Source organism: Pseudoalteromonas sp. SWXJZ10B (assembly GCF_015864475.1).
GTDB lineage: Bacteria > Pseudomonadota > Gammaproteobacteria > Enterobacterales > Alteromonadaceae > Pseudoalteromonas > Pseudoalteromonas arctica.
Genome location: NZ_JADYXD010000030.1, coordinates 20,633 through 32,429 on the forward strand (window position 1 = coordinate 20,633; position 11,797 = coordinate 32,429).

12 protein-coding genes are annotated in these 11,797 nt (G+C 40.3%); 5 read left to right on the top strand and 7 right to left on the bottom strand.

All coding sequences use genetic code 11. The annotated features are described in order from the left end of the window. Positions 1-2: 2 nt before the first annotated feature. Positions 3-605: a ribonuclease HII gene (gene rnhB, locus I6F54_RS18565; RefSeq protein ID WP_010553737.1), complete on the bottom strand. Its 603-nt coding sequence runs from the start codon at positions 603-605 to the stop codon at positions 3-5. Then, positions 595-1,752, bottom strand: coding sequence for a lipid-A-disaccharide synthase (gene lpxB, locus I6F54_RS18570; protein WP_197119488.1), 1,158 nt, complete (start codon positions 1,750-1,752; stop codon positions 595-597). Before lpxB ends, rnhB begins: the two co-directional genes overlap by 11 nt. Before the next feature lie 301 nt (positions 1,753-2,053). On the opposite strand from lpxB, the gene I6F54_RS18575 reads away from it, so the two are divergent. Genes I6F54_RS18575 through cydC form a run of 5 tightly spaced genes read left to right on the top strand, consistent with a single transcriptional unit; the run spans position 2,054 to position 8,471 of the window. Then, the gene (locus I6F54_RS18575) at positions 2,054-3,637 is read left to right on the top strand and encodes a cytochrome ubiquinol oxidase subunit I (protein WP_197142631.1); all 1,584 of its coding nucleotides are present in this window, start codon (positions 2,054-2,056) and stop codon (positions 3,635-3,637) included. Continuing rightward, entirely contained in the window at positions 3,634-4,773 is a 1,140-nt protein-coding gene (gene cydB / locus I6F54_RS18580) for a cytochrome d ubiquinol oxidase subunit II (protein ID WP_231617053.1), read from the top strand. Before I6F54_RS18575 ends, cydB begins: the two co-directional genes overlap by 4 nt. 12 nt (positions 4,774-4,785) lie before the next feature. Next, on the top strand, positions 4,786-4,950 hold the full coding sequence (gene cydX / locus I6F54_RS18585; protein ID WP_002958303.1) for a cytochrome bd-I oxidase subunit CydX: 165 nt from the start codon (positions 4,786-4,788) through the stop codon (positions 4,948-4,950). Next, positions 4,940-6,733: a thiol reductant ABC exporter subunit CydD gene (gene cydD, locus I6F54_RS18590; RefSeq protein WP_197119486.1), complete on the top strand. Its 1,794-nt coding sequence runs from the start codon at positions 4,940-4,942 to the stop codon at positions 6,731-6,733. Before cydX ends, cydD begins: the two co-directional genes overlap by 11 nt. Beyond that, a complete protein-coding gene (gene cydC, locus I6F54_RS18595) occupies positions 6,726-8,471 on the top strand; it encodes a thiol reductant ABC exporter subunit CydC (RefSeq protein ID WP_197119485.1) in 1,746 nt (581 codons plus the stop codon). Before cydD ends, cydC begins: the two co-directional genes overlap by 8 nt. On the opposite strand, the gene I6F54_RS18600 is transcribed toward cydC, so the two are convergent. From I6F54_RS18600 to I6F54_RS18620, 5 genes are all read right to left on the bottom strand, one after another. Beyond that, positions 8,454-8,846: a septal ring lytic transglycosylase RlpA family protein gene (locus I6F54_RS18600; protein ID WP_010553743.1), complete on the bottom strand. Its 393-nt coding sequence runs from the start codon at positions 8,844-8,846 to the stop codon at positions 8,454-8,456. The two genes, cydC and I6F54_RS18600, sit on opposite strands and share 18 nt — an antisense overlap. Before the next feature lie 146 nt (positions 8,847-8,992). Next, complete coding sequence (lpxA, locus tag I6F54_RS18605) at positions 8,993-9,763, bottom strand: acyl-ACP--UDP-N-acetylglucosamine O-acyltransferase (RefSeq protein ID WP_007580998.1); 771 nt, start codon at positions 9,761-9,763, stop codon at positions 8,993-8,995. 2 nt (positions 9,764-9,765) lie between these two features. Next, on the bottom strand, positions 9,766-10,218 hold the full coding sequence (gene fabZ / locus I6F54_RS18610; protein WP_007580997.1) for a 3-hydroxyacyl-ACP dehydratase FabZ: 453 nt from the start codon (positions 10,216-10,218) through the stop codon (positions 9,766-9,768). Positions 10,219-10,244: 26 nt separating this feature from the next. After that, on the bottom strand, positions 10,245-11,267 hold the full coding sequence (gene lpxD, locus I6F54_RS18615; protein WP_007580995.1) for a UDP-3-O-(3-hydroxymyristoyl)glucosamine N-acyltransferase: 1,023 nt from the start codon (positions 11,265-11,267) through the stop codon (positions 10,245-10,247). Between the two features lie 7 nt (positions 11,268-11,274). Further along, complete coding sequence (locus I6F54_RS18620) at positions 11,275-11,793, bottom strand: OmpH family outer membrane protein (protein ID WP_007580993.1); 519 nt, start codon at positions 11,791-11,793, stop codon at positions 11,275-11,277. Positions 11,794-11,797: the final 4 nt, after the last annotated feature.

The following is an 11,797-nucleotide window of genomic DNA, read 5'->3' on the forward strand; positions in this document are numbered from 1 at the left end:
GCTTAACCCTCACCATTGGCTTGCGCCAATACACGCTGCACAGGTTTAAAGCTTTTACGATGCTCATCAATCGCGCCGTACTGCTCAAGCGCTGCAAAATGTGCTTTTGTTGGATACCCTTTGTGCCCTGCAAAGCCATATTCAGGGTGGCGTTTATCAAGCTCAATCATTTCGTCATCGCGTGCTACTTTAGCTAAAATAGACGCCGCTGAAATTTCGGCCACTAAGCTATCGCCTTTAACAATAGCTTGCGCTGGCATAGTGAGTTTTGGCAAACGATTACCATCTATAAATACAAATTCAGGTTGCGTACTTAATGCCTCTACTGCACGGGTCATAGCGAGCATAGTCGCGTGCAGAATATTTAACTCATCAATTTCTGTTGGATTGCAGCGCCCATAGGCATAACACAATGCTTTTTCTTTTATTTCAATCGCAAGCGCTTGGCGCTTTTTATCTGTTAATTTTTTAGAATCCGCTAAGCCAGCAATTGGTTTAGTGGGATCTAAAATGACGGCGGCAGTAACTACATCACCAACAAGCGGGCCGCGCCCTACTTCATCTACACCGGCAATTAAGGATACATTAGGTCTATCAATTTGCATTTATTAACTCCGCCACAGCATTAGCTGCTTGTTCGCTGGCATTTAATCTAATTTTTTCGTGAATAGCTAAAAAGCGTGCTTTTAGCTCAATGTTATCGGTATTAAGCATTGGGGTAAGCGCATTGATTAAATTAGCCACATTACACTCACTTTGTAAAAACTCAGGCACTAGCTCTTCGTCTGCTAATAAGTTAGGCAACGAAAAATACTTAATATTAAACGTAAATAAAGTTTTAAATATCCAATAGCTCAAAGGCTTTATTTTATAGCCCACTACCATTGGCTTTTTATAAAGCATGCCTTCGAGTGTTGCAGTGCCCGACGCTAATAAAATAGCATCAGCAGCTTGCATCGCTAATTTTGATTGTCCATCAAGCAGGTTAACATTAAGGTTTGGCGCGGTAGCGTTTAATATATCAGTAAACTGCGCTTTGCGTTTTTCGTTAACCAGTGGCACCACAACTTTAAGATTGGGGTTTTTAGCTTGCAGCTCTGCAGCTGTTTTAATGTAAGTTTCGCTTAGTAAACCAACTTCTGAGCCTCGGCTACCAGGAAGTAACGCCAGTACTTTGTCATCAAGGCTTAAGCCGAGTTCTGCACGTGCTTTAGTATCGTCGTGCTCAAGCGCTATATCGTCAGCCAAGGTATGTCCTACAAATGTACATGGCACTTGGTGTTTATCGTAAAACTCTTTTTCAAATGGCAGTAACGCAAGCACTAAGTTAGTGGCTGCACTTATTGTATGTATACGCTTTTCGCGCCACGCCCAAACAGATGGACTTACATACTGTACTGTTTTAATGCCCGCATCTTTAAGTGGCTTTTCAACGCGTAAGTTAAAATCGGGTGCATCTATACCAATAAATACATCAGGTGGGTTATCTACAAAATGCTGCACGAGTTGTTTACGTATTTTAAGCAACCGCGGTAAACGCCCAAGTACCTCAACAAGCCCCATTACTGAAAGCTCATCCATGTCGTAAAGTGTTTTACAGCCTTGCGCTTGCATTTTAGGCCCTGCTATCCCTTCAAAAATAGCATCCGGGAAGTGCTTTTTAAGGGCTTTAATTAAGCCTTCGCCTAAAATATCGCCCGACAGCTCACCTGCCACAATACCAATTCGTAGTTGTTTTTTATCTTTATTCATTTGATTTTATTTCACAAGTAAACCAGGCGTTCATGCTTGTTAGTTTACCGTGTTTTACTGTTTGGTTAAATGCTTTAAATAACTGGTTTTTTATCACTAAATTTAATTTATTGTATTGTTTGTTTTTAATACTGATGTAGCATATAAAATATATATTAAGTTTTACTAATATACATATTGACAAAAATTGCACAAACGTAAATAATATTACAAACTTTCAGTAATTACTGAAAGTTCATTAAAACTTAACTTTGCCAATTAAATGTTGCCCTGTTAATCCGTCACTCTCAAGGAGCCAATAATGATAGATGAAACCTTTGTGGATCTATCGCGATTACAGTTTGCTGTTACCGCTCTCTTTCATTTCTTATTCGTACCGTTAACGATAGGTATGACCTGGATTTTAGTTATTATGGAATCGGTTTATGTAATGACCGGTCGCGAAATTTATCGTGATATGACTAAGTTTTGGGGAAAATTGTTTGGTATTAACTTTGCAATTGGTGTGGCCACAGGCCTTACCATGGAGTTTGAGTTTGGTACTAACTGGTCTTATTATTCCCATTACGTAGGTGATGTTTTTGGGGCTCCCCTGGCAATTGAAGGTTTAATGGCATTCTTTTTAGAATCGACCTTTGTTGGTATGTTCTTTTTAGGTTGGGACAGACTCTCTAAACGCCAACATTTAGGTGCAACCTTTTTAATGGCCATTGGTACTAACATGTCGGCGCTGTGGATTTTGATTGCCAACGGTTGGATGCAAAACCCAGTAGGTGCTGAGTTTAATTATCAAACCATGCGCATGGAAATGACTAGCTTTGCAGAGCTTGTGTTTAACCCTGTAGCACAAGTTAAGTTTATTCATACGGTATCGGCAGGTTATGTAGCTGCATCAATGTTTGTATTGGGTATAAGTAGTTGGTACATATTAAAAGGCCGCGACCTTGCATTTGCTAAGCGTTCGTTTTCGGTCGCTTCTGGTTTTGGTTTAGCGTCAATTTTATGTGTAATTTTACTAGGTGACGAATCAGGCTACGAAGTAGGCGAAGTTCAAAAAGTAAAACTGGCAACAATTGAAGCCGAATGGCACACAGAAGAAGCCCCTGCTGCGTTTACCGCATTTGGTTTCCCTGATTCAGAAGAGCAAGTAACACATGCTGCGGTTAAAATACCTTACGCACTTGGGTTAATTGCAACTCGCTCGCTCGATGAGCAAGTAACCGGTATTAACGACCTAGAAAAACAACACGAAGTACGAATCCGTAACGGTATGATAGCTTATAAATACCTTATGATGCTCCGAAATGGTGAAGACACGCCTGAAAATATAGCGACATTTAACACTCTAAAAGATGATTTAGGCTATGGCTTGCTGCTTAAGCGCTACACACCTGATGTTGTGGATGCGACCGAGGAGCAAATTCAAAAAGCCGTTAAAGACTCTTTCCCTAAAGTAGGCCCTATGTTTTGGTCATTTAGGATTATGGTTGCCTGCGGTGTAGCCATGTTGGGTGTATTTATATTGGCATTTTACTACAACGCACATCGCGTTATTGAGCAAAAACGCTGGTTGTTATGGGCTGCCGTATTGAGCATCCCACTACCTTGGATAGCTATTGAATTTGGCTGGATAGTTGCTGAGTATGGACGTCAACCTTGGGCTATATCTGAAATACTGCCGACCTTTTTAGCCACGTCGTCATTAACAGTGAACGATATTTTAATTAGCTTAACTGGATTTATTGTTTTCTATACTGGTTTAGCCATTGTTGAAGGTTGGTTGATGATCCGCTTTGTTAAGCAAGGACCAAGCTCGCTACATACTGGTAAATATCATTTTGAATTGCCAAATAAAACTGATCAAACTGAAGGAGAGCAATCATGATTTTTGATTATGAAACATTAAAAATGCTTTGGTGGTTGATCATTGGTGTGCTGCTTATTGGCTTTGCTATTACCGATGGCATGGATATGGGCGTTGCTATGTTGCTTCGCCTAGTTGGTAAAACAGATTCAGAGCGCCGTACGGTAATTAATACCATCGGTCCACACTGGGATGGTAACCAAGTATGGTTTATTACCGCAGGCGGCGCGTTATTTGCAGCGTGGCCTATGGTTTATGCTGCCGCATTTTCGGGCTTTTACTTTGCCATGATGCTAGTACTCTTTGCTTTGTTTTTTAGACCACTAGGGTTTGATTACCGCAGTAAAGTAGACTCAAAACGCTGGCGTAATAACTGGGATTGGGGTCTGCTTGCAGGCAGCGCAATTCCAGCATTAGTTTTTGGTGTTGCTTTTGGTAACTTATTTTTAGGCGTACCATTTAATATTGATAACTTAATGCGTGTTAGCTACCAAGGTTCATTTTTTGGTTTACTTAACCCGTTTGGTTTGCTTGCTGGTTTAGTGAGTATCACTATGCTAATTGCTCATGCGGGTATGTGGTTACAGCTTCGTACAGCTGATGCAGTAGCAGAACGCTCGGGCCAATATGGTCGTTATTCACTGATTGTGTTTGTTATACTGTTTGCAGGCGCTGGTTTTTGGGTTGCTAATTTAACGGGTTATCAAATTGTATCTATGCCTGATACACAAAGCCATGCAGATCCATTAGCTAAAGTAGTAACAACAGCCCAAGGTGCTTGGTTAAGTAATTACAGCACACGTCCGTGGACAATGACCTTCCCTATTTTAGCCTTTGTAATGGCACTAAGTGCGCTATTGTTTTCTAAATTGAACAAACCAGCACTTGGACTTATTTCAACAAGCTTAATGTTAATTGGCGTGATTATGACGGCCGGTGTTTCACTGTTCCCATTTATTATGCCATCAAGCAACAATCCAAATATTAGCTTAACAATTTGGGATGCGGTATCGAGCCATAAAACGCTCAATGTAATGTTTGTTGCAGTGTGTATTTTTGTTCCACTTATTTTAACTTACACCACCTGGTGTTATGTAAAAATGTGGCGCAGAGTAACGGTTGAAGAAATTGAAAACAACACTCACGGTAGCTACTAAGGAGACTAAACTATGTGGTATTTCGCTTGGATTTTAGGTGTACTTTTGGCCTGTACCTTAGGTGTAATAAATGTAATGTGGTACGAATTTCATCAAAATAAAAACAGCATTGCTGATGATGAACAAGCCATGCACGATTTATTAAACGATGCTAACAACACAAAAGATGACGACTAACCCCCGACCAGATCGCGCGCAGCAGCAATCACTGCGCGCTTTTTTAAAGCGTCAAAGTAAACCCGCTGCAGTGTGGTTAAAGTTAAGCATTGCACTGGGTACTTTTAACGCATTACTGATGATTGCAGGTGCTTATTTACTGGCTCAAGCTATTCATAATGTAATGTTTGAAGGCAGCAGCTTAAGCGGCGTTACACACTTACTGTGGCCCTTAGCAGGTATTACTTTACTGCGTGCAATATTTTTAGCATTAAGCGAACGCTTGAGTGCATATGCTGCACTTAAAATAAAATCGGCAATGCGCCAAACACTTCTAAATAAGCTCAGCTTACTTGGGCCAAGCTATATAGAACAACACGGCCAAGGCGCTACATTAAATACCCTACATAATGGCGTAGAAGCACTCCACGACTATTATGCTAAATACCTACCTGGTGCTGCTTACAGCGCGCTTATTCCGCTGGCAATATTGGTTGTTATTTTTCCGACAGATTATAAAGCTGGGTTGATATTTTTATTAACCGCCCCGCTCATTCCTTTTTTCATGATTTTAGTAGGCTCAAAAGCCGAAGCTTTAAACCAAAAACGCTGGAAGCAACTTGCTGTACTGGGCAATTACTTTTTTGACCGCGTACAAGGTTTAACTCAACTCAAGCTATTTAATGCAACACGTACCGAGCTTAAACAAATAGCTAAAATTTCAGATGATTTTAGACACGCTACACTCGATGTTTTAAAAATCGCGTTTTTATCATCATTTGCACTTGAGTTTTTAGCCACCATTAGCGTGGCATTAGTCGCAGTAATTATTGGTTTTAGACTGTTTTTTGGCACTCTTGATTTTGCTACTGGCTTTGTGGTGCTACTTTTAGCGCCTGAATTTTATTTACCACTGCGCCAGCTAGGTAGCCATTACCATGCACGCTTACAAGGCATTAGTGCCGCTGCCGATATGGTTGCGATTTTAAATGCACCACTGCCAAGTGACGAAAATGCGTCAGTGACTACAAGCACGCCTGAAAACAATTTAACTTTAAATACAATTAACTCAATAAGTATTACCGACCTTAATTTTATATACCCAGATAGTAACGAAGGGATTAAAAATATAAATTTAACACTGCCAAATAAAGGCTTAATTGCAGTTGTGGGCAGTAGTGGCTCAGGTAAAAGTACGTTGTTTGATTGCTTATTAGGGTTTCACCCTGAGGTGATAAACCACCTATCTATTAATGATCAGAGTTTAAGCACAACCGATATTACTTACCTGCAAAATAACATTGCATGGATACCACAAAAAGCGACGCTGTTTTACGACACCATTGCTGCCAACATTAAATTGGCCAAACCAACTGCCACACAGCAAGAGCTTGAACATGCAGCAAAGCAAGCTGGTGTGCTTGAATTTATAAATACCCTACCCGATGGTTTTAACACACTGATAGGTGAGCAAGGCGAAGGGCTTTCTGGCGGACAAAAGCAACGCATCGCACTCGCACGTGCATTCATAAAACAAGCACCAGTTTTAGTGCTTGATGAGCCTACAGCGCACCTTGATAGCCAAACAGAGCAGCTTATTCAAGATGCTATTAATGAATATGCTAAAAATAACTTAGTGTTAGTCATTGCTCATCGATTAAATACCGTTAAACATGCCAGTAATATCATTGTTATGCACGATGGAAAAATAGCTGAGCAAGGTCACTTTGAAACACTTGCAGCGCAAAATGGTGCATTTGCTGATTTATTAAAAACGGCCAAACAAGGGGTTGCGCATGCATAATTTTATTCGCTTATTAAAGCTTTGTGCTCCTCATTATAAAGCGATGCTATTGGGTACATTTTTAGCAACGATTACGGTATTAGCTAATGTGGGCTTGTTGGCTATTTCTGGCTGGTTTTTAGCGTCAATGGCGGCTGCAGGTCTTGCGGGCGTGCAAATGAACTACTTTACTCCAGCAGGAACGATTCGGTTTTTAGCAATTGTGCGAACAGCATCGCGCTATGGCGAACGCCTAGTTACTCATAACGCCACGTTTTTATTACTAAGTGAAATACGTACCAATGTATTTGCAACGTTAAGTAAGCTTAACAATGTTGATTTAGCAATGAGCCGCAGCGCTGATCTAGTTAACCGATTACAAAACGATGTAGACGCACTCGACAAGTTTTATTTAAACGTTTTACTTCCTATGCTGGTCGCTCTTTTAAGTGTGCCAATCATCATGCTGTTTATGTCGGCTTATAATGGCAACGTCGCCCTTATTTGCTTTACTGGCATTATACTTATTGGTGTGGTTATACCTGCCCTACTCAGCGCAAAGCTCACTAAAAACAGCCATAAAGAAACACAACTTAGTGCACAACTTCGCTCTGAGCTTTCAGATACACTTACAGGCCTTAGAGAGCTTAGTATTTATCAAGCCCGTTCGCAGCAGCTTAATAAGTGCGACGAATTAAGCGAGCAGTACAATAAGCAATTATTTATTCGCCACAAAGCACTAGCAAACTCAGATGGGTTAAGCTTGTTGGTTGTTCAATTAGCCATGCTTGCTAGCATAGTCACCATAGTCCCGTTGGTTTACGCCAATACTATGGTAAATGTAGAACTTGCTATGTTAAGCCTGTTTGTACTGGCAAGTTTTGAGAGTGTATTACTACTTCCTAATGCGTTTATTGAGCTACCTAACGTATTAAAAGCAGCAGAGCGGTTGTTTACACTTGAAGATAAAGCAGCTAGCTCACAAGATAAAAATACAATTATAGAAGCAGATGAAAGCTTTAGTGCGCAAAATAACACATTGGCACTTAACAATATTAGCTATCAATATGGTGAACAAACAGCACTAACTGATGTTAGCTTTGAGCTAATGCCTCAGCAAAAAGTAGCGATTGTTGGTAGAAGCGGCAGCGGTAAAACGACGCTTGTAAATTTACTGACTGGTTTATGGCCTTTACAACAAGGCAGCATAACGCTAAATAATCAAAATAGCGTTGTTGACTTACATTCGTTAAATAATGATATACGCGCAAGTGTGATAAATATACTCGCTCAGCAGCACCATATTTTTGATGGCACACTGAGTGAAAATTTACGTTATGCCGCGCCAAATGCAACTAAAGAGCAAATGATTGAAGCGCTCTCATTAGCGCAATTAAGCCCATGGTTTAATGAGCTAAAAGAAGGTTTAAAAACACAACTAGGCACTGGCGGGCGTAACGTATCGCAAGGTCAGTCTAGACGTATAGCTATTGCACAAGCTTTGCTTAAAAGTCCGGCTATTTTGGTTCTTGATGAACCAACAGAAGGTCTTGATAATCAGTCTAAGCAAGGGGTAATGCAAGCAATAATGCATGTTATGAATAACGCGAGCGTGCTGACAATTACGCACGATCCCGCTCTACTTGCTCAAATGGATAATGTTGTATGGTTGGAAGACGGTCAAATAGTCGCACAAGGCTCTCATAAAGAGCTCAGTGTGGCTTATCCTGGTTATGTTTCGCTAACTACCCGGTTTTAAAACCTTTACTGATACATCAATAACGCCGACCTTAGGGTCGGCTATTTTTTTAAACATACTTTTTGATAAATCAATAATACGACCTCGCACATACGGGCCTCTATCGTTGATTCTTACCGTGACTGATTTGTTATTAGCGAGGTTGGTAACAACCACCGTAGTACCAAAATCAAATTCTAAATGGGCTGCTGTTGCAGCTTGTTGGCTAAAGCGCTCTCCGTTGGCGGTTGTTCTTCCGTGGTATTTATCAGCATAAAAAGATGCTTTCCCAACTTGAGTGATTTCTCCAGCAGATGATTTAACAATAGGCTGGCTACTACAAGCGGCTAAAACTGAAGTAATAAAAAGAGTGACTACTAACTTAGGTAAACGCATAGGACGGCTTTTATTATATAAATTACCCGCATACTAACTCAATTACCCTGAGTATTAACTGAATTAGCTTAAAGCAGGGCAATAAAAAACCACCTTCGATTTATCATCTAGGGTGGTTTTTTTAATGCTTAAAGCAAACCCGCGAATTATCTTACGATGCCGCGCTCTGAGTTTTTAACAAAGTCGACCATCAATTTCACAGCAGGATACTTTGCGGCATCTTCACTAAGCGACTCAATAGCTTCTTCAGCACCTAAGCTTTTACGATAAAATGCTTTGTATGCACGGCGTACAGCCATAATTTCATCACTTTCGAAACCACGACGTTTCATGCCTTCTTTATTGATAGCTGCAGGGCCTGCTGGCATACCAATGGTAGTAACAAATGGTGGTACATCTTTGTTAACACCTGAATACATACCAATAAAGGCATGTGCACCAATTTTACAAAACTGATGAACACCCGAATTACCACCAAGGATAACCCAATCGCCTACATGTACATGGCCGGCCACACTTGCGTTGTTAGCAAAAATTACGTTATCGCCAATTACCGCGTCATGTGCAACGTGTGTATAAGCCATAAACAAATTATTACTACCAATTTTAGTAACACCTTGGTCTTGAATCGTACCACGGTGAATAGTGGCACATTCACGGATAACGTTGTTATCACCCATGATTAAAGTGGTTGGCTCGTTGTTGTATTTTTTGTCTTGGCAGGCTTCACCCACAGACGCAAACTGAAAAATATGATTGCCAGAGCCAATAGTTGACGGCCCTTTAACAACAACGTGAGACTCAATAATACAGTTATCACCGATAACAACATCATTGCCAATATAACTATACGGACCAACTGAGACATTGTTGCCTAGTTTAGCGCCAGGTTCGATTATTGCTGTAGAATGGATCACTATTAAAACTCTCTTCTCGCACACATAATTTCGGCACTACACACTATTTTGCCGTCGACTCTAGCTTCTGCAGCAAACTTCCAAATGTTGCGACGTTCTTTTAAAAACTCAACATGAAGATGCATTGTATCACCAGGAATTACAGGTTGTTTAAAACGTGCGTTATCAACAGCAGCAAACAAATACAATTCGTTTTCGCTACGGTTTTCTACTGTTTTAAAACCTAATAAACCCGTTGCTTGCGCCATTGATTCTAATATTAGCACACCAGGAAAAATTGGCTGATTTGGAAAGTGCCCAGTAAAAATTGGTTCATTTATAGAAACATTTTTAATAGCATGTAAAGACTTGCCAGGTGTAAAATCAATAACACGATCAATTAATAGCATCGGGTAACGGTGCGGTAATAAACTTAAAATTTCTTGAATATCAAGGCTATTTAATTCGTTTGCCAAAATAGCATCCTTATTAGTGTTCAACGTTATGACTTAGCCAATGCTTCAAGCGCTTTAAGACGAGATTTCATGTCTGAAAGGTTACGCAAGTGAGCTATTGATTTACGCCATTCTTTGTTTGTTGTATGGGGCATACCAGATGAGTAAATACCTGGTTCGGTGATTGATTTTGTCACCATACTCATGCCGGTAATTATAACACCATCACATACAGACATGTGACCATTAATTGCAACCATGCCACCAATTTGACAGTTCTTGCCAATGGTAACGCTTCCTGCAAGTACAGTGCAGCCCGCTATTGCGGTGCCTGAATTAACTTCAACGTTGTGCGCTATTTGACACTGATTATCGATAATAACATTGCTATGAATGATGGTATTGTCCAGTGCACCACGATCAATTGTCGTACTTGCACCAATTTCAACTTTGTTGCCTATGATCACTGAACCAAGTTGAGGTATCTTAACCCACTGCCCGCGCTCATTTGCATAACCAAACCCATCACTACCTACAACACTATTTGCTTGAAACAAACAATCTGAACCAATTTCAACATCGTGATAAATAGTCACACTAGGCCAAAGCTTAGTGCCAGAACCTATTTTAACACGTTCCCCGATAAAACTGTTCGGACCAATTTGCGCGTTGTCACCTATCACTGCATGAGCTTCAATGACTGCGTTAGCACCAATAGCGGCGCTATCACTAACAATCGCTGTTGAATGAACAGTTGCACTTGGATGAATACCCGTCGAGGCTGAGCGTGGTGTTGTATCCATAAATTGCGCTAATTTTGCGTAACTTACATACGGATTAGCAACAATAATTTTGCTACCACTAAAGTACTCTGCATCGGCTTGGCTTACTATTACAGCACTAGCTTGAGTAGTCTCAAGTTGCGATCGATATTTTGAGTTCGCTAAAAATGCAATATGCCCAGAATGGGCATTTGCAAGTGTCGCTATTTTTTTTATTTCTAAAGCGCCATCACCCTGAAGTTCGGCGCCTAGAAGTTCCGCAATTTGCGAAAGCGTATAATTTTGCATAGAGTGATTATTTCTTACTAACAGCGGCTACAACTTTAGATGAAAGATCAGTCACTTCTTTAGGGTTAAAGTAAATAGTAGTGTCTTTTACTTTAACTTCGTCGAAGTCGCCGTCTTTAGCAATCTCTTCAATTGTTTTGATGATTACACCTTGAACTTTAGCAAGCTCTTGGTTTTGACGCGCTTTAATTTCTTGCTCTAAAGGGCGACCTTGTTCAGCAAGATTTTTTTGCATGCCTTGAATTTTTTCACGCAGAGTATCTTTTTGAGCTTGGCTCATCGTTGTACTTTCACGTTTAAATTTTTCAGCTTCAAAACGAATATCGCCTTGTAACTTTTCAAGCTCTTGACGACGTTCAGCAAACTCAGTTTGTAAAGACTGTTCAATTTTAGCCATTTGAGGAATTTGCTTGTAGATTTCCTGCATATCAACAATACCTACTTTGTGTGCAAATGCATTCACAGAAGTACCCATCATTAACGTTGCTAAAACTGCTACAGCTGTTGATTTAAATAATTTTTTCACAAAA